Source organism: Paenibacillus tritici (assembly GCF_013204885.1).
In the GTDB taxonomy this organism is placed as follows: domain Bacteria; phylum Bacillota; class Bacilli; order Paenibacillales; family Paenibacillaceae; genus Paenibacillus_AQ; species Paenibacillus_AQ tritici.
The window spans coordinates 274,863-293,313 of sequence record NZ_JABMKX010000011.1 but is presented as its reverse complement, the minus strand read 5'-3'; the positions used below and the strand labels follow the sequence as shown (position 1 = coordinate 293,313).

The 18,451-nt window shown below is 51.2% G+C and carries 16 protein-coding genes; 14 read left to right on the top strand and 2 right to left on the bottom strand.

The features are described 5' to 3' along the window. Nucleotides 1–114: 114 nt before the first annotated feature. The 4 genes from HQN87_RS21175 to HQN87_RS21160 all read left to right on the top strand — a co-directional run bounded on the left by HQN87_RS21175 (nucleotide 115) and on the right by HQN87_RS21160 (nucleotide 5,227). Complete coding sequence (locus HQN87_RS21175) at nucleotides 115–1,620, top strand: N-acetylmuramoyl-L-alanine amidase (protein WP_173137365.1); 1,506 nt, start codon at nucleotides 115–117, stop codon at nucleotides 1,618–1,620. A gap of 97 nt (nucleotides 1,621–1,717) precedes the next feature. Next, entirely contained in the window at nucleotides 1,718–2,599 is an 882-nt protein-coding gene (locus HQN87_RS21170; RefSeq protein ID WP_173137363.1) for a CPBP family glutamic-type intramembrane protease, read from the top strand. 304 nt (nucleotides 2,600–2,903) lie between these two features. Continuing rightward, on the top strand, nucleotides 2,904–3,653 hold the full coding sequence (locus HQN87_RS21165; RefSeq protein WP_173137361.1) for a MerR family transcriptional regulator: 750 nt from the start codon (nucleotides 2,904–2,906) through the stop codon (nucleotides 3,651–3,653). Between the two features lie 20 nt (nucleotides 3,654–3,673). Next, entirely contained in the window at nucleotides 3,674–5,227 is a 1,554-nt protein-coding gene (locus HQN87_RS21160; protein WP_173137359.1) for a right-handed parallel beta-helix repeat-containing protein, read from the top strand. 87 nt (nucleotides 5,228–5,314) lie between these two features. Here the strand turns inward: HQN87_RS21160 and HQN87_RS21155 are convergent, their stop codons facing one another. Continuing rightward, entirely contained in the window at nucleotides 5,315–5,554 is a 240-nt protein-coding gene (locus HQN87_RS21155) for a glutaredoxin family protein (RefSeq protein WP_173137357.1), read from the bottom strand. A gap of 219 nt (nucleotides 5,555–5,773) precedes the next feature. Between HQN87_RS21155 and HQN87_RS21150 the strand changes: the two genes are divergently transcribed. The 7 genes from HQN87_RS21150 (at nucleotide 5,774) to HQN87_RS21120 (ending at nucleotide 12,315) form a co-directional block, all read left to right on the top strand. Further along, nucleotides 5,774–7,198 (top strand): DHA2 family efflux MFS transporter permease subunit, encoded by a 1,425-nt coding sequence (locus HQN87_RS21150; RefSeq protein WP_173137355.1) that lies wholly within the window; start codon nucleotides 5,774–5,776, stop codon nucleotides 7,196–7,198. A gap of 144 nt (nucleotides 7,199–7,342) precedes the next feature. After that, on the top strand, nucleotides 7,343–7,678 hold the full coding sequence (locus tag HQN87_RS21145; protein ID WP_173137353.1) for a metal-sensitive transcriptional regulator: 336 nt from the start codon (nucleotides 7,343–7,345) through the stop codon (nucleotides 7,676–7,678). A 172-nt stretch (nucleotides 7,679–7,850) separates the two neighbouring features. After that, on the top strand, nucleotides 7,851–8,138 hold the full coding sequence (locus HQN87_RS21140) for a metal-sensitive transcriptional regulator (protein WP_173137466.1): 288 nt from the start codon (nucleotides 7,851–7,853) through the stop codon (nucleotides 8,136–8,138). Nucleotides 8,139–8,169: 31 nt separating this feature from the next. Further along, nucleotides 8,170–8,370: a cation transporter gene (locus HQN87_RS21135; RefSeq protein WP_173137464.1), complete on the top strand. Its 201-nt coding sequence runs from the start codon at nucleotides 8,170–8,172 to the stop codon at nucleotides 8,368–8,370. A 30-nt stretch (nucleotides 8,371–8,400) separates the two neighbouring features. Then, a complete protein-coding gene (locus HQN87_RS21130) occupies nucleotides 8,401–10,830 on the top strand; it encodes a heavy metal translocating P-type ATPase (RefSeq protein ID WP_173137462.1) in 2,430 nt (809 codons plus the stop codon). 28 nt (nucleotides 10,831–10,858) lie between these two features. Continuing rightward, nucleotides 10,859–11,665 (top strand): DUF8832 domain-containing protein, encoded by an 807-nt coding sequence (locus HQN87_RS21125; RefSeq protein ID WP_173137351.1) that lies wholly within the window; start codon nucleotides 10,859–10,861, stop codon nucleotides 11,663–11,665. A gap of 32 nt (nucleotides 11,666–11,697) precedes the next feature. Further along, nucleotides 11,698–12,315 (top strand): NAD(P)/FAD-dependent oxidoreductase, encoded by a 618-nt coding sequence (locus HQN87_RS21120; RefSeq protein ID WP_173137349.1) that lies wholly within the window; start codon nucleotides 11,698–11,700, stop codon nucleotides 12,313–12,315. A gap of 100 nt (nucleotides 12,316–12,415) precedes the next feature. On the opposite strand, the gene HQN87_RS21115 is transcribed toward HQN87_RS21120, so the two are convergent. Beyond that, a complete protein-coding gene (locus HQN87_RS21115) occupies nucleotides 12,416–14,707 on the bottom strand; it encodes a helix-turn-helix domain-containing protein (RefSeq protein ID WP_173137347.1) in 2,292 nt (763 codons plus the stop codon). Between the two features lie 264 nt (nucleotides 14,708–14,971). Between HQN87_RS21115 and HQN87_RS21110 the strand changes: the two genes are divergently transcribed. From HQN87_RS21110 to HQN87_RS21100, 3 genes are read left to right on the top strand one after another with little or no spacing between them, the layout of a single operon-like run. After that, a complete protein-coding gene (locus tag HQN87_RS21110) occupies nucleotides 14,972–15,940 on the top strand; it encodes an ABC transporter permease (RefSeq protein WP_254075591.1) in 969 nt (322 codons plus the stop codon). Nucleotides 15,941–15,955: 15 nt separating this feature from the next. Next, a complete protein-coding gene (locus tag HQN87_RS21105) occupies nucleotides 15,956–16,825 on the top strand; it encodes a carbohydrate ABC transporter permease (protein ID WP_173137343.1) in 870 nt (289 codons plus the stop codon). Between the two features lie 40 nt (nucleotides 16,826–16,865). After that, the gene (locus HQN87_RS21100) at nucleotides 16,866–18,431 is read left to right on the top strand and encodes an extracellular solute-binding protein (RefSeq protein WP_173137341.1); all 1,566 of its coding nucleotides are present in this window, start codon (nucleotides 16,866–16,868) and stop codon (nucleotides 18,429–18,431) included. Nucleotides 18,432–18,451 lie beyond the last annotated feature (20 nt).

Sequence of the window (18,451 nt, the reverse complement as noted above, 5' to 3'; positions counted from 1 at the left end):
GAATAACGGAGACACTGCGTGCGACGCAGATTCATGCGCAACCTATTCCAATTATTGGCGTCTACATTTAGAACTGTTAATTCCAAAATTAGACGAAATGGATGAGATGCACCTATGAGAAGGCTCAGTTATTTGCTCCTGTTCGTAGCCCTATGCTTATTGTTGCCGGTTAGCGGACAGGCTCAGGCTGCCGCCAAGAACCGCCCGACGATCCTGCTGGACGGACAAGCTATCCCTCTGCAAAAGAAAGACAAGGTAGAAATTATCAATGGCAGTGTAATGGTTCCCTTGCGGATCATTGCGGAGAATCTGGGCATGGGCGTAATCTGGAACCAACAGGTTGGCACCGTAACCATCCCTAAGGAGATGGGCAGTGTAGAACTGACGATCGGGCACAAAAATGCCTGGATTGACGGAACCTCCCATCCGCTGTCCGCAGCTCCCCGGAACCTCAACGGAACCACGGTCGTGCCGCTAAGATTCATTAGCGAAGCCATGGGCGTAGGGGTGAGCTGGGACAACAAAAGCAAGATTGTCGGCTTGACTTCATCAACTCTTCCGCAACCGGGTTCGGGGCCTGATACAGATCCGGCCGCCACGCCTGCTGTTACAGCAACTCCTGAACCTTCAGCTTCTCCCAAGCCTGAAGGCACGGCAGTTCCGCCCGCCCCGGCAGCCGGAGCCTCAACGGTCAACGGGCTCAGCTTCAGCGGCAACCGCCTGATGATTGCTTTTGAAGGCAAGGTTCAACCCAAGGTCTATGCCGGGAACCAACCGCCGCAGATTGTAGTCGAGCTTCCACATACGGCCTTGTCCGCCTCCTTCTTAGAGACGGTGCTCTGGGATAATCAGACCCAATCAGGAGAGCAGGCCATTACCGGAACTCCAAAGGTTAGCAAGGTGTATTACGAGCTCACGGGAACAGATGCTTCAACCGTTCGGGTCACTTTAGCACTCTCTGCAGATACGAATTATACCAGTTATATTGAGGAAGATGTCGCTTCACGCCTCCTGATCGTCGACCTGAACTCTTCCTCCCAAGAACCGCCTTCAGTACAGCCTGCCTATCCGGGGAACGGGAAAAAAATTATTGTGATTGATGCAGGACACGGCGCTGCTGATCCTGGCACTATCGGCATAACGAACACGCTGGAGAAAGATTTCAACCTCAGCCTGGCCTTAAAAGTGGAGCGTCTGCTGCTGCAGGAGCCGGATTTTCATATTGTAATGACCCGGCGCGATGATACCTACCCGACCAATCCCAAGCGTGCAGAGATGGCCAATGAACTCGGGGCGGATGCCTTTGTATCCATTCATGCGAACTCCGTCCAAGACAGGCCGGATGTGCGGGGGACCGAATCCTATTATTACAGGAAAGACAGTAAAGCCCTGACCGATATGATACACAAGCATCTGCAAGGGGCAACCGGCTTCACCGACCGTAAGGTCAAGTCTAAAAAATTAATCGTATTGAGCCGTTCGACCATGCCAGCCACGCTACTCGAGGTAGGCTTCCTGTCCAATGCTACAGAGGAAGCGATCCTGTTCTCGGATGAATTCCAGAACCGGGTGGCGGCTGCTATTGTAGCAGGGATTAAGGAATATTTCGGTGTGTCCTGATCCCATTCATCACGGAATTAACGCATCATTCCTGCTAATCCAGGGTTGACCCTGACGTATACTGGAGGGTTTACAATGGAAGCAGGAGGGATCACAAATGGACAAAACAACAATGCCATCATCGAACATCTTAAGACGTACACCTGCCCGCAGCTGGCTGGCAATTACAGCGCTTGGCTGGCTCGCCATGACGCTGGGACTGTTCACGGCTACGGTTGCCGGGAACGCCGTCCGGGCTTCCGGTGCAACGGATAACGAAATTGCCGTTGTCCAGGCTTTGACTGCGGCGCTGCTTATTGTGCCCGCGGTCTGTCTCATCCAGCGCCGGTTCCGCCTGACCGCCAGGCTGCTGCCGTTGACACCAGTCGCATTCCTGCATATGCTGGGCGGTGCAGCGTCAGCCTTGCTGATGGGGGGACTGGGCTTCATAATTACGGGTATCCTGGGCTGGACCACCATTACAGCCTGGCATTTCTCTGCGGAGCTGCTGCTGGCTGTAGCCTTCAACACATGTATTGCCTTCCTGTACGAGGCGCTGCCGGAGGAATTGTCAATGAGAGGAATAGTATACAGCGGCCTGCGGCTGCGCCTGCCTGCCTTCGCAGCTTACGGCGCTCAGGTGCTGCTGTTTGTGCTGGTGCCGGTGACGGTGAACCAGCTGCAAGCCTGGAGCGGGCTCGACCGCGGAAGCAGCATTAATGCAGAGTATGTGATTATGCTGTTATGTTATGGCACGATGCTTCAGCTATGGCGCAGCTTGACCGGATCACTGTGGGCTTCCGTCGGATTTCATGTGGCCTTTCTGGAAATTGCGCGGTTCGTTATCCTGCAGCAGGACCGGCGCTTGCTGACATACAGCGAGCTGGAGGCGGGGACCGGTCCCGTTGTGATCCAGTTTGGTGTAATCATTATCGGCAGCGCAGGGCTGCTGGTACTGCTTAATCTGTGGCGCCGCCGGCGCCTGCGGACAGCATACTAGTAATAAACCATCATCCGGCCATGCCAGTGCCGGATGATTTACTGTGCCCAACCTTCTATATAGATTTGATCTTGAAAATATACAGACAGGGAAAAGTGGCGGAGGAGAATTTTGGCACTGTAGGAGCGTCAGCGTCCGCCTTTGTCACCGGATTTCCACCGCGATTAGCGGTTCAAAATCAAGAAATCTGGGGACAACAGCGGCCGGAGGGCCAAACATTCTCTGGAGTCACGGCCAACCTATGTCGCATAACTTACAAATTCAATCTATATAGCAAATAATATTCCTATTTGGAGGAAAGCCCATGTATACCGTAGGCCAGCTGTCCAAGCTAACCGGTGTGTCTGTCCGCACCCTGCATTATTATGAGAAGCTGGGCCTGCTGGAGCCGGACAGGGATACCGGGAACCAGTACCGCTCTTATAGCGAGAATGAGATTCTACGGCTGCAGAAGATTGCTGTGCTGAAGCAAATGCATTTCAAGCTGAGTGAAATTAAAGTGATTCTCGACAGCGGTGAGGTTGCACACCATGATGTCACCGTCTGGAGCCGTGCCTTGGAGCAGCAGATGGTCTTCGTAAAGCAGGAGCAGGAGAAGCTGCGGGCGGTAGAGCATCTGCTGTTCTCCACCTTGTACGCGATGCGGGCAACCGAACAAGTGAATATTGAGGAGATGCTCGGATTTATCCGTGAGCTTGAACAGCCCCCGCAGGGTCCGCAGCTGCGGCAGCAGGTCTTCACTCCGGAAGAGCTGGAGGTGCTGCCGATTAACGATGTAAGCAATCCGCTCGCTATGGAGTGGTCCGATATTCTCAGGCGTGTCTCTGGACTGCTGGCAGAACCGCCCGATTCTGAAGCGGCGCAGCAGCTCGCGGCCTCAATCATAGAATACGCCGACAAAATGTTCGGCGGTGATGAGCAGCTCATTCAGAAATATTGGGAGTACATTACACCGCAGGAGGGACAAACTGCACGGGTGTACGGGATGACCACCGAGGTCATGCAATATATGGATGCAATCATCCGTATTTATTTGGGTGAGGATCATAAATAAGCTGAGAAGAGAGTGCATAAATGCTAAGAATTTTCCGGAGATCGGCTATTGTGCTTGGTTTGATCGTACTGTCGGGATGTTCCGGCGCCTCGGACACGCCGTTATCTGTTCAAGCTCCGCCGGAAGCTAAGCCGCAATACGCGCAAAGAACAGCTCCGGCCCCGAAGTCCAGTGCAGCGCCGCAGCCGGATAAGGCCAACACGTACTATGTGGCTGTCGATGGAGCTGATAGTAATCAAGGGACCATAGATTCTCCCTGGAAGACGCTTCAGCATGCTGCGGACCTCGCAGAGCCGGGAACCCGTGTCTATATTCGCGGAGGCGTGTACCATCAGAAGCTGCAGATCTCCAAGGGAGGCTCGAAGGATGCCGGTCCTGTCATATTCGCCGGTTATCCGAATGAGACGGCGGTGCTTGACGGCGAAGGCCTGCCGGTTGACGGCTTGGAGGGTATGGTCGAGATCCATCAGGCCAGCTATGTAACGATTCAGCAACTGGAAATCCGCAATTACAAGACTGCATCCCTTGGCGACATTCCCGCAGGTATCTATATTCACGGTTCAGGGAAGGACCTCTCTGTGCTCAATAACCGCATTCATTCCATAGCCAATACGGCCACGCCTGAAGGGGACGGGCTTACCGGGAGGGATGCCCATGGGATTGCCGTGTACGGAACCGAAGCGAAGGAAGCGCTGCAAGGACTGATTATTGATGGTAATGAAGTGTACGATTTGGTGCTTGGCTCAAGTGAGGCGCTGGTCGTTAACGGCAATGTGGATACTTTTGAGATTACGAACAATATCGTTCATGACAGCGACAATATCGGGATCGACCTGATCGGGTTTGAGGGAACGGCGGGAGACGAGCGGGTGGATCAGGCGCGTAACGGAACGGTCCAAGGAAACGTAGTCTACGGGATTTCGTCCAATCTTAATCCGTCTTATGGCAAGCCTGTACCCAATGACAGCCATGCGGCAGGTGGAATCTACATCGACGGAGGAAGGTCCATCCTGGTGGAGCAGAACCGCTTATATGACAATGACATCGGCCTTGAGCTTGCTTCCGAACATAAGGGAAGGCTAACCAGGGATATTACGGTCAAAAACAATCTGATCTACCACAACCGGCTGACCGGTATTGCCATGGGCGGTTATGACGAGGAGCGTGGAGGCACCAGCGATAGTATCATCGAGTCTAATACGCTCTACAAGAACGACCTGCTGGGCGATGGCAACGGCCAATTGTATCTGCAAGCTAACTTAAGCGGTAATGTCATTACCCGCAATATTATCGTAGCAGGTGATTCCGGCGTTATGATCAGCAACGAATATACAAGCAACAGCAATAATACGCTGGGCAGCAACCTTTATTATACAGAATCAGGGGCAGATCAGGCCTTTTGGGTATGGAAAAAGAAGGAATACCCCGGCTTCGCCTTCTACCAGCGCGACACGGGGAACGATTCCAGCTCGCAGTTTGCCGATCCGCAGTTCAGGGACGCCGCCCGTGACGATTTCCGGCTGAAGCCGGGGTTCCCGGTAGTTACAGGGAAACCCGCCGGGGCCAATCCGTAAGAGGGTTTTACATTGCGAAAAAAAAGATTGATTTGAATATAAGAAGAAAGGAGTCACTCTGCAGGGAGTGGCTCTTTTTTTGAGAAACTAGGTAAGAAGCAATTTTTCGATTTTTTGGCGATTGAATACAAAACCGAAAAATATCTGATTATCGATAAAAATAGTAGGAACTAAATTTTTCCCTGACCGATTTCGAAGTGTATCGGCATAATCAGGGTGATCGGCGATATCATACTCCGTAAACGAAATTTCATGTTCTCGTAAGAACTTTTTGAAATTTTTACAATCCTCACACGTTGGCGTTGTATATACTTCTACATTGATCATTACTTGCCTCCTCGCTCATATTTGATACGAACGATGAAATTATATCATATAGTCCCCTACCCTATGCAACCCATAATAAGCAACACCTTCTGCAAAGAGGAATATCAATAAACATGATTGACAAATAGGGTAGGGGTCTATACTATATTGCTTAAGGATAGGTTCAGCACAATTGTTCGGAGTTGAGCGAATCCACAGCCATTAAAGGAGGAGAAGCAAATGTCATCACAGGCAAACGCAAGTGCATCGCCAGATGCAAGAAGATGGAAAGCGTTGTTTTTACTGTGTTTAGCGCAATTTATGGTCATCATGGACACATCCATTATCGGAGTCGCGCTTCCGGCCATTAAGGAAGCCCTGGGTTATTCCCAGGATAACTTGCAGTGGGTGTTCAATGCTTATGTTATTTTCTTAGGAGGGCTAATGCTGCTGGGAGGTCGATTATCTGATCTGTTCGGACAGCGGAAAATATTCATGATCGGATTTCTTATTCTTTCCGTAGCCTCATTACTTGCCGGCCTCGCATGGTCAGAAGCTTCGATGAATGTTGGCCGTGCCATACAAGGGCTAGGCTCAGCGCTCATTCTGCCAGCTGCACTTACGATTGTTATGACTTTGTTTAGTCATAATCCGAAAGAACTCACAAAAGCACTTGGATTCTGGGGGGCCTCCGCGGCAGCCGGAGGTACAGCAGGCGTGTTTCTCGGAGGGGTAATAACGGAGTGGTTAAGCTGGAACTGGACATTTTTAATCAATATACCCGTGGGCATATTTGCGCTTCTTTACAGCATGAAGGTACTTCCGGTCAGTGTTCGCCGCAAAGGAAGTATTGATATTGTCGGCGCATTGGCCATAACAGCAGCCCTTGTGTTGGCAGTCTATGCGGTCGTTACCGCAGGGCAGGTAGGCTGGGTATCGACTCAGACCATTACCTTACTCATAATAACAGCGGTACTGCTAATTGCTTTCTTTACTATCCAAAAGGTAAAAAAAGAGCCACTGGTTCCGCTTGGTATTTTTACCGCGCCGAACTTGCTTGCCGGGAATATCGCATTTGGCTTGCTCGCCGCTGCGTGGATTCCGTTATGGTTCTTCTTGAATCTATATCTGCAGCAGGTTTTACGGTTCTCCGCCTTTGCTGGCGGATTGGCACTCGTACCGATGACCGTTTTAGTTATGGTATTCATGGTGGGGTTTACGGGCCGCTTGGTAGGGCGTTTTGGATTTAAGAACATTCTGGTTATCGGTTTGCTCCTTCTGGCGGGGTCCTTGTTCCTGCTAGCAGGTTATACGCCGCTGGAGGGGGACTTCATAGCGAACGTGCTTCCAGCCTCATTATTAGGGGCGCTTGGGATGGCGCTCGCCTTCATCCCAGGAACGATGGCCTCTATGTCGGGAGCCAAGCCGGAGGAAACGGGCTTAGCTTCAGGAATTGCAAATACCAGCTACCAGATTGGCTCAGCCATTGGACTTGCCATCATGTCCGCAGTGGCGGCTACTTGGACAGGAGGCCAGGTGGAGCAAGGGATCGAACAAATTACTGCATTAAACACAGGCTTTCATGCTGCATTCATTGGCGCGGCGATTGCTGCTATCGCAGGTGCGGTTCTCTCGCTGCTCTTTTTACGGATGCCTAAACAATAAAGCATAGATTTCCTATACTTAAGCGATCCAGGCCATAATAAGGCTGGATCGCGTTTTTGTTCCAGCTTGGTCTCCACTATTTATGATTTTGTATAGGGTAGGGGGACTATGGTACAATATAAGTAAAGAGAAAGGAGTGAGGGCATGGAAGATATCATTCAAGAGGCCAATACACACACGCACGAATCCTGCGGTACTAATGAGCGAAAAAGCCATCATTCTGAAAAAAGCAAAAACGCACTTATCAGTCGGCTTAACCGGATTGAGGGTCAGGTTAGGGGCCTTAAGGGTATGATTGAGAAGGATACCTATTGTGATGACGTTCTGAATCAGATCTCTTCGGTTCAATCGGCTTTGAACGGCGTCGGTAAACTGCTTTTGGAGCACCATATGAAGAGCTGTGTCATTGAACGCATACAAGAGGGCGAGAATGAAGTGATTGATGAGTTATTGGTTACGATAAATAAATTAATGAAATAAGTAACTGCCGGGGATTCGCAAGAATCCTTTTCTTTTTGTATAAAATATAGGGTAGAGAGGTAAGGTAGTAAAATTCGTTTGACTTTATATAGTATAGGGGGGTATACTACATTCAAGGAGGTGATCAACATTGGATGAGCTTCAAACGAAGATCGAACAAGAGTGCTGCGGGATGAGCGACGGCCGAAAAAGTCATCATTCGAGTGTGGTGAAGGATGACTTAGTCGTCAGGTTAAACCGGATTGAAGGGCAAATTCGCGGTGTGAGGGGACTCATCGAAAAGGATACGTATTGTGATCAGGTATTGAATCAAATCGCTGCCGTTCAAGCCGCACTTAACGGAGTGCGAAAAGTTCTTCTGACGGGACATCTTAAAGATTGTGTGGTGGATCGCATTCAAAAAGGCGATTCAGAAGTCGTTGAAGAGCTGCTGCAAACCATACAGAAGCTAATGAAATAAAACAAATAGATCATAAAAGGAGAAATGAATGATGAAAAATGTAAATCTAAATGTTGAAGGTATGTCTTGCGGACACTGTGTAAACTCAATCGAAGGTGCTCTGAGAACACTCGGAGCAAGCGGGAAGGTCGATCTTTCCGGCGGTACGGTCGCAGTTGCTTATGATGAAAGTAAATTAACGCTGGATGCCATTAAAGAAGCCATTAAAGAACAAGGATACGACGTAGTTTAATCAATCGACGAAAGGAGCGAGGCGCTCGTGATGGAAGCAACCAGGTTGGAAACGGAGCAAACCTCCCTGCAATTAACCGGAATGACATGTGCCGCATGTGCAAACCGGATTGAAAAGGGATTAAATAAACTCGAAGGCGTAACGGAAGCAACCGTGAACTTTGCACTGGAACGGGCTACGGTTACGTATGATCCGAATAAAGTCAGTGTTTCACAAATGGAACAAAGTATTCAGAAACTTGGTTACGGTACGGCCAAAGAAGTTGTCGATTTCAATCTTGTCGGCATGTTCTGTGCAGCATGCGCCGTCAAAGTCGAAAAAACGCTGAATAAAACACCTGGGGTCACGAGCGCTGTCGTTAATTTCGCCATAGAGACTGCCCGGGTTGAATATAACGCAACGGAAGTCACGATAGCCGAAATCCAAAAGCGGGTGGAGAAGCTTGGATACAAAGCGGTTCCAAAGCAGGAGGAAACGGGCCCCTCCCAGCACCGGGAGAAAGCCATTGCGCAGCAAAAGCGCAAGCTGCTCATCTCCTCTATTCTTTCACTGCCTTTGCTTTGGTCCATGGTTGGTCACTTTACCTTCTTATCATGGATCTGGATGCCAGATTTATTCATGAATCCGTGGTTTCAGCTAGCGTTGGCGACACCGGTCCAATTCTACATCGGCAAGCAATTTTATGTGGGTGCTTTCAAAGCCCTCCGCAATAAAAGTGGGAATATGGACGTGCTCGTATCACTGGGAACGTCAGCTGCTTACTTCTACAGTCTTTACTTAACCCTTGAATGGGCTTCAATGGGCAGCATGGCTCACCATGGTCCAGCCATGTATTACGAAACAAGCGCGGTCTTGATCACACTTGTTATTCTTGGGAAGCTGTTCGAGTCGCTTGCCAAAGGCCGCACATCCGAAGCTATCAAAACGCTGATGGGACTGCAGGCGAAAACAGCTTTGGTCATTCGTGGCAACCAAGAAATGACGATTCCTTTGGAAGAGGTACTTACCGGCGACATCGTCGTGATTAAACCGGGTGAGAAGGTTCCGGTGGATGGGGAAGTACTGGAAGGAAGTTCCGCGGTCGATGAATCGATGCTGACAGGCGAGAGTCTTCCAGTGGAGAAGAAAGCCGGAGACAACGTCATAGGTGCAACCATCAACAAAAACGGCAGATTAAAAGTGAAAGCAACCAAGGTTGGCAAAGAAACTGCACTTGCTCAAATCATAAAGGTTGTGGAAGAAGCACAAGGCTCGAAAGCACCGATTCAACGAGTAGCGGATGTCATTTCCGGCATCTTCGTACCGATCGTCGTCGGCATTGCGATTGCTGCCTTCCTGGTTTGGTACTTCTGGGTTACGCCTGGCGATTTCGCGGGTGCACTGGAGAAGGCGATTGCGATTCTGGTTATTGCATGCCCATGTGCGCTTGGACTTGCAACACCAACATCAATTATGGCGGGATCAGGACGCGCCGCGGAGCTCGGTGTGCTGTTTAAAGGCGGCGAGCATCTGGAATCTACTCATAAAATTGATGCTATTATTCTTGACAAAACCGGTACCGTAACGAAAGGCAAGCCGGAACTCACGGATGTTGCCGTCCAGCATATGAATGAACAAGATTTCCTTCGCTTGGTTGGTGCTGCTGAGAAGGACTCTGAGCATCCGCTTGCAGAAGCGATCGTATCCGGTATCACAGCCAAAGGCATTGAGCTTCCGGGTACAGAACAATTCGAGGCGATTCCGGGATATGGTATCCGTGCGATGGTCGAAGGCAGGGAAATTCTGGCCGGCACGCGCAAATTGATGGCCAAATATAAGATCTCTGTCGAACATGCCTTTGATCACATGACACAGCTCGAGGAGGAAGGCAAGACAGCCATGCTGATCGCGATTGATGGTAAGTACACAGGTCTGGTCGCGGTGGCAGATACCATTAAAGAAACCTCAAAAGCAGCCGTAGCCCGGCTGAAGGACATGGGTATTGAGGTTATCATGATTACTGGTGATAACGAACGTACAGCTCAGGCGATCGCCAAGCAAGTCGGTATTGATCAAGTCCGTGCGGAAGTCCTGCCGGAAGGCAAGGCGGAAGAAGTGAAGAAACTGCAGGCGCAGGGCAAGAAAGTTGCGATGGTCGGCGATGGCATCAATGACGCTCCTGCACTGGCGATGGCGGATATCGGCATGGCGATCGGAACAGGAACAGATGTCGCAATGGAAGCGGCTGACGTAACCTTGATGCGCGGCGATTTGAACAGCATTCCGGATGCTATCTACATGAGCCGCAAAACGATGAGCAACATTCGTCAAAATCTGTTCTGGGCGCTTGGCTATAATACGCTCGGTATCCCGATTGCGGCACTCGGATTGTTAGCACCTTGGGTGGCAGGAGCAGCGATGGCACTCAGCTCCGTCTCTGTAGTACTGAATGCATTGAGGCTTCAACGGATGAAAGTTTAACGAGCGAATCAAAGAAAGGGGATCAAACATGATGGATAAAAATCACGGAGGACATCAAACAGATCACAAAGCGAAGGAGCCGGCAGGTCACGAACATAGAGGTCATGGAGGTCATGGTAAGGAAGGCAAGGATATCATTAAAGCCGATAAGGTGAAGGCGGTATGGACGCTTGCAGGCGGTCAAAAGGCGCAGGCTAAGCAGGATACGATCATTCATCTGGAAGTTCGAAATGATGGAAAACCGCTTGATAATTTCGATATCAGCCATGAAAAGAAGCTGCACATGATGATAGTCAGCAAAGATTTATCGTATTTTAATCACATACACCCGGCATTTAAAGGAAACGGACTATTTGAAATTAAGACTCAGTTTCCAGCTGGCGGGGATTACAAGCTGATTGCCGATTTTATTCCAACTGGCGGCAGCGCGATGAGTAAAATGGAGTGGGTGCATGTCGAAGGAGACACTGCAACAGCACAACCGGTCCAGCCCGAGAAGGAGCTTACCAAAGCCGTAGACGGGAAACTGGTAACCCTGCAGTTTGATTCATTAGCGGCAAACAAAGAATTGATGCTTACCTATACCTTTAAACAAGAAAAAACGAAGACGCCCATTACAAACCTTCAACCCTATCTGGGAGCTGTTGGGCATGTTGTGATCTTGACGGAGAGTACAGAAGAGTATCTGCATGTGCATCCGATGGAAGAGACAGCTTCAGGACCGGATGCCCAGTTTATGACGACATTTCCGAAGAGCGGCCTCTATAAAATATGGGGACAATTCAAGCATAACGACCAGGTGTTTACGGTGCCTTTTGTCATAAATGTTCTTTAATACAGCCTAATCATAGGGAGAGTGAGCTAAGAGTGGCCGTAAAGAAGTTTGCCGTCACCCCCGGCTTTGAAGTTGGCGGTACGGTATTTAAACCGGAACAGTTGGCAATTCTGGGCCGCATTGTTGGTGACAATGCTAAAATTGAATTGACCACATTTAAGCAGTTGTATGTTGCGATGGAGGAGGACCGGCTGGAAGAGGTACAGGATGAACTCCAAAAATCCGGTTTGCAGATCCATCCTTCCGGTTATTTCACCAAAAGCTTGATCGCCTGCAATTTCTGCAAAGGTGCCGAGGATGCCGGATTGGATGTAGCCAAGGCGCTGGATGAGATGATTGCCGGTCATGAGGTCCCAAGTCCCTTAAAGATCGGATACGCCGGATGCGCGTTAGGGACCAGTGAACCTTTGCTAAAAGATATTGCTGTTGTGAAGATGAGAGATACATTTGATATCTATATCGGAGGAGAAGCTAAAGGCTTGAAAGCGAAACTTGCCCGGCTCTTTATATCCGGGGTCAAAGAAGAACGGCTAATTCCAATCGTTACCGGATTGATTTCAATCTTTCAGGAGCATGGGAAAAAGAAAGAGAAATACAGCAAATTCATTGAACGCATAACGGTGGAAGCACTCCGGGAAACCGTATCCTAATGGTTTCAACCAGGGCTAACAGGAACATAGAGGACAGGCGTTTGCCGTCCTCTTTTTTCGCATATGTGCCTTTATTTAGCGAATGGTTGCTGCCGTACTTCTATTCGTGGTCGTACGTGCCCGTATTTGTTGAATGCTTTTGATCGTACCGCTTGCGGTATTCACCCGGCGTTAAGCCGGAGCTGCGCTTGAACGTGCGGATGAACGAATTCACATTCTGGTAGCCGACCTGAAGCGCAATATCCTGAATCCGCAGGTCGATATTCAGCAGCAGCTCCTTGGCCCGCTCGATCCGCAGCGTGTTCAGATATTCGCTGAAGTTGATCCCGGTTTTCTCTTTGAAGATGCTCGACAAATACCCCGAGGTTAGATTCAGCTTGTCGGCTACAATGCTCAGATTAATATCCTCCCCGTAATGCTTGTCCAGATACTCTAGTACGAAGCTGATGACCGGATCACGAATCTCCGAGCCATTTCGGATGGCCGCAAGCACAGGAGTGAGCAGCCCGCTCAGCCATTCGCGGTATTGAACGGTGGAATAGAAGGCGGCGAACGGCTCACCGGACAGCGCAGAGAGAAGCCCCGCTTCAAGCTCCGGCAGATTCTGCTTCATGACCGTTTTGCCTGTCTGCTCTACAACCCCGCGGGCAAATGTCCGGAAATCCTCAGCGGTGGCATCCTTATTCCGAAGCTGCTCCAGCTGACGCTCCACCCAGCCGAAGACTGCGTCTTCGCTGCCGGATTGCAGCAGGTTATGCAGCTCATCCCCGTACGTTACCTTCATGTGGAACGCTTTGGCTGACGAGGCCCGCGGCTCCACAATAATCTGGGTCTCCCGATTTAATCTGCGTTCCTTCAGCAGTACCGTCAGGTTATGGTAAGCATCGGTAAACGGGGTTTCCCCGGAGTATACCGGACTGACTGCAATGGTGAGGTAGAGGGAAGGCTCCTCGGCCAGCAGCTCCTGCAAGGTGCCCAGCACCTGAAGAATTCCGCTCTGCGGACCCGGATTGAAGAGCAGCAAGAGCAACAGGTCCTGCTCCGGCTGAAGGACGACATTCTCGCCTTCACCTCCGGTGAACAGACGCTGAATCAGCTGCCACAAGGCCAGCGTATGCTTCTCGGGCTCCTCCGGCAAGCTGGTGAAGCTAAGCTTGAACAGGATGGACGCGTAAGGCTGTTCCGAATGCAGCGCCTCCTCCAGATCACCGAGCTTAGCGTTCAGCGGAATGTTCTTAACTTTATAGGTATACGCATACTGGCGGACCAGCGAATTCTTGTGATCCAGATCGTTCTGGATGAATTGATTGTTCTCCAGGATGGAGCTCAGCCGGTCGCCGATAATGGCGAATTCCTTCACGCTGCTCCGCTTGCCGGGGCCGCTGCCTGCTGTGCGGTCAAGCGCGGCGACCAGGCGCTGAAGCGGCTGGTTCAGCCGGAAGCTGAACAAGAAGGAGAATAGCAGGCTGACCAGCACCGCCGCAGTGAGCAGGGCGGCCAGCAGCAGCCTCATGCCGCGCAGCCCGGTTGCGATGGCGGCAACTTCGGTCACCCTGACATAGGTGAAGCCGGTCTGCGCCCCTTTTTCATAGAAATAATACTGATCCCCGATCCGCTCATGGGCACTTGTATTGCCCGCATACTTCAGAGCCGGCAATTCTGTCTCCGCTGTGGAGAAGAGCAGACGGTTCTGCGCATCCATTATATAGAAGGGATTCTTGCCGGCATCCCCGTAAGCCTTCTCCAGCCGCTGCGGATTCAGCATCACCAGGCCGTATACCTCTTCGTAAGGAATCGCTTTGATCAGCACCGGCATCAGCCGTCCGAGCGGGCGCGTGGAGCTCATCGTTGTCTCTGTGAAGGAGGCGGCAGGCATGACCTTCAGATACTGGTTGTCCATGGTCTGGCCGCGCCAGAAGTCCGCCGTATATTCCTGACTGGAATAATATTTGCCGAACATGTCGCTGGTGCTGCTAAGCCCTTCTTTTTCGAGCACATAATCCTCCGTCTTGAAATACAGAATGAAATTCTCAATATGCAAAAAAGGATTGCCGTACAGCGTCATCAGATCCGACTTCACCTCGTTCACCACATCGTAACGCCGGTTCTCGTTCAGATGGCTGAGAATGCCCAGATTGGCGGTCCACGTATCCGACTGGGTGAGCGCCAGAATCATATTCTGGGTCAGCCGGAAGTGATTCTCATACCCCTCCACCGTCTGCTTGAGCGCCTGCTCATTCTGCCGGACGACCTCCTGATACACCTTGCCGCTAAGATATAGATGTGAGAACAGATTGAAGGAAGCCAGCAGCAGGATGATGCTCAGGAAGCTGAGCATGAGCTTGACGAACAAGCCGCTAAGGGCAAATTGGCTGGTCAGCAGTCTCTTCATAGGTAGTCCCCCTTCTGGTGCAGCCGCTTTATACATAGTTTTATCCTATCATAGCGGCATAAAGCTGACACGCACAATATGCACTTTTAACGATTTATACGCAGGTATCGGGAAATATGCAGATAAGGCGAAAAGTTATATAACATGCTGATAGCGCTTACCAAACCATTGCGGCTATACTTCGGAGACAAACCCGGGAATCACCGGGGAAGTAAGCTGACATCCAAGTGAGCTGCCATCATTAAGAACGTGAGGGGAATGCCTATGGCTCAACCGAGTGCAGTACAAGACAACTTGCGAAAGGAACTGAAGAATCCCTACCGGCGGCAGGGGCGGCTGCTGCGGACCTGGCACCATAACAAAGCACTATGGCTGCTGTTCCTGCCGTGCCTGCTGTATTATCTGATTTTCCGGTATGCGCCGATGTTTGGCCTCGTCATTACATTTAAGGATTATAATCTGTTCAAAGGGATCTGGGCCAGCGACTGGGTGGGGCTCAAATACTACCGGATGTTTGTGGAGAATCCCGACTTTTGGCCGCTGATGAAGAACACCTTACTGCTGGGCCTGTACAAGCTTGTATTCGGGTTCCCGGCTCCCATCATCCTGGCTATTCTGCTGAACGAGGTGCGCAAGGCAACATTCAAAAAGTTCGTACAGACCGTCAGCTATCTGCCGCATTTCATCTCCAATGTCATTGTGGCGAGCATGGTCATTATGTTCCTGTCGCCCACCGGAGGCCTGATTAACAATCTGCTGGGCACGTTTGGGATTGGACCGATTAACTTCATGAATGAGCCCGGGTTATTCCGGGGGATCTATGTCCTGTCGGAGATCTGGCAGCATATCGGCTGGGAGACCATCATCTATCTGGCCGCTCTGACGGCGATTGATCCGCAGCTCTATGAGGCGGCAGATATGGACGGGGCCAGCCGGATGCGCAAAATATGGCATGTCACGCTGCCCGGCATCTCACCGGCGATTGTCATCACCCTGATTCTGAATATCGGCAAGGTACTGGAGATCGGCTTCGAGAAGGTCTTCCTCATGCAGAATCCGGCGATCTACGATACGGCAGATATCATCAGTACCTATGTCTACCGGGTCGGGATGGAGCAGGGGAATTTCAGCTATGGTGCCTCCATTGACCTGTTCATGGGCATTATCAGCCTGATCTTCATCTATAGTGCCAATTACATCAGCCGCCGTGTCAGCGAGACAAGTCTATGGTAGAAAAGAGGTGTGGTGATGAGATCACCGAAGTTTTCCTGGTTTAACGTGGTCAGCACGGTCTTCCTGCTGGGGGTTGTAGTGATTACGCTCTATCCGTTTCTGCACATGCTTGCGGTATCCCTGAGTAGTGATGTCAATGTCATCAAGAACAACATCTCGTTCTGGCCCAAGGGCTTCAATGTGAATATGTACGAGCTGGTGCTTGGAGACCCGAAGATCTGGACGGCCTATAAAAACACGCTGATCTACACCGTGCTCGGCACCCTGATCTCGCTGGTAGTTACTTCCACAGGAGCCTATGCGCTCTCCCGCCGGGATATGGCGCTGCGGGGTACCTTCACCCTGCTGATCGTCATCACGATGTTCTTCAGCGGAGGAATGATCCCGACCTTCCTAGTTGTCCGCTCCCTGGATATGGTGGACACCGTATGGGGCATGGTGCTGCCGGGCGCGGTCAGTACCTGGAATCTGATTCTGATGCGGACCTTCTTCTCCGGCATTCCCAAGGAGCTGGAGGAATCCGGCCGCATCGACGGATTGAATGATATCGGGATCTTCATGCGGATCATTGTTCCGCTGTCGAAGGCTTCCTTCGCCACGATTGCTTTGTTTTACGCCGTGGGCATGTGGAACAACTTCATCTACCCGCTGCTGTATCTGCGCACCCCGGATCTGTTCCCGCTCCAGGTGCTGCTCCGCAATCTGGTGCTGGCGGGAAGTGCCAGCTCGGGGGATGTGACCGGGATCGGGGGAGATAATCAGGTCGTAGAAGAATCGCTCAAATATGCGACGATTATGGTCTCTACGCTGCCGATACTCACGGTATATCCGTTTGTTCAGAAGTATTTTGTCAAAGGCGCCATGATTGGTGCGGTGAAAGGCTGATCACCCTGCGCCATAATTACAATTAAGGGAGAGATGATGAATGAACAAATGGAAGTCTGTAATGCTGCCTCTCGTAACTGCCGCCATGCTGGTGACGGGCTGTAGCGGAGGCAACAACAATAGCACCCCGCCTGCTGCTACTGGTACATCCGGCGGAGATGCCGCTGCCACTGCCGGGGCGAAGCAGGAGCACACCTTCACCGCACTGCTGGACAACAACGCCACTTTCCCCTATTCCAAGGATTGGCCGGTCTGGGGCTGGATCAAGGACAAGACCGGCGTAACACTGGAGGTGCAGACGCCTTCCGGGAAGCTGGCCGAAGCGCTGAACCTGGCGGTGGCCTCCAATGTCCTGCCGGACCTGATGTATATGCCCAACCGCAAGGAATCGAACAAGTTCGGGCAGCAGGGTGCACTCGTCGATCTGATGGAATACATGGACAAGCTGCCGAATTTGACCGCATGGATGAAGCAATATCCGGATGAGGCGAAGGCGGCGCTCTCAGCCGACGGCAAAATGTATATGTTCCCGAACCAGGGCTTCGGGGAGACGAACCGCATGATCTGGATGTACCGCCAGGATGTTTTTGAGAAGGAAGGCATCAAGGCTCCGGCCACCTATGAAGAGCTGCATACAGCTCTCAAGACGCTCAAGACGAAATACCCGGACAGTTATCCGCTATCGGTCCGTTACGGCCAGATCCCCGATGAGATGAATATGAGCATGACCGTTAACTATGAGACAGGGGAGGGGGCTTACTATGATTTTGACAAAAAGGAATGGCGTTATGGTCCGACAGAGGAGAGCTACAAGGAGATGGTCGGCAGATGGAAGCAGTTCTATGATGAAGGGCTGATTCCGCCGGACTTCCTCTCCTTACAAACCAAGCAGTGGCAGGATATGGTCTCCACCGGCAAGTCGTTCGTGACAGTTGATTACATCAGCCGGGTGGACTTCTTCAATAATGCGATGCGCAAGGAGAATCCTGAATTCAATATGCAGTTCATGGCTCCTCCTGCCGGGCTTCCCGGCGGTAAACAGCTGAATCCTTACTTCCATTATATGGAGGGCGGGCTGACGGTCGCTTCCACCTCCAAGAATATCGAAGACATCATGAGTTACATGGACTTTTTCTATTCGGAAGACGGACGGACGCTCAGCAGCTGGGGAGTGGAAGGCGAGACGTATGTGAAGGAAGGCGACGCGATCAAGTTCAAGCCGGAATTCACCGATGTCATTGAGATGCGGAAGCAGACGGGGCTGCAGACCAGCGGAACCTATACCTGGATTGACTTCGACGCCCATCTGTCCCTGTTCTCGGAGGACCTGAAGCACGCCTATGAAGAAGCCGTCAACTATGATCCGGCCAATATGCAGCCGCGTCCGGCCTTCACGGAGAAGGAGAATGAAGTCATCTCGATCACCGGGCAGGCGATCAAGAAGCACCGCGATGAGAGCTTCGCGAAGTTCGTCACCGGCTCCCGCAAGCTGGCGGACTGGGATAAATATGTGGAGGAAATGAACAATCTGGGCGTAGACAAGCTGCTGGAGACGTATAAGGAAGCGTATGACCGCGTGCAGAATATTCAATTAGGCAGTAAATAACGGATAGGACCACTGATCCC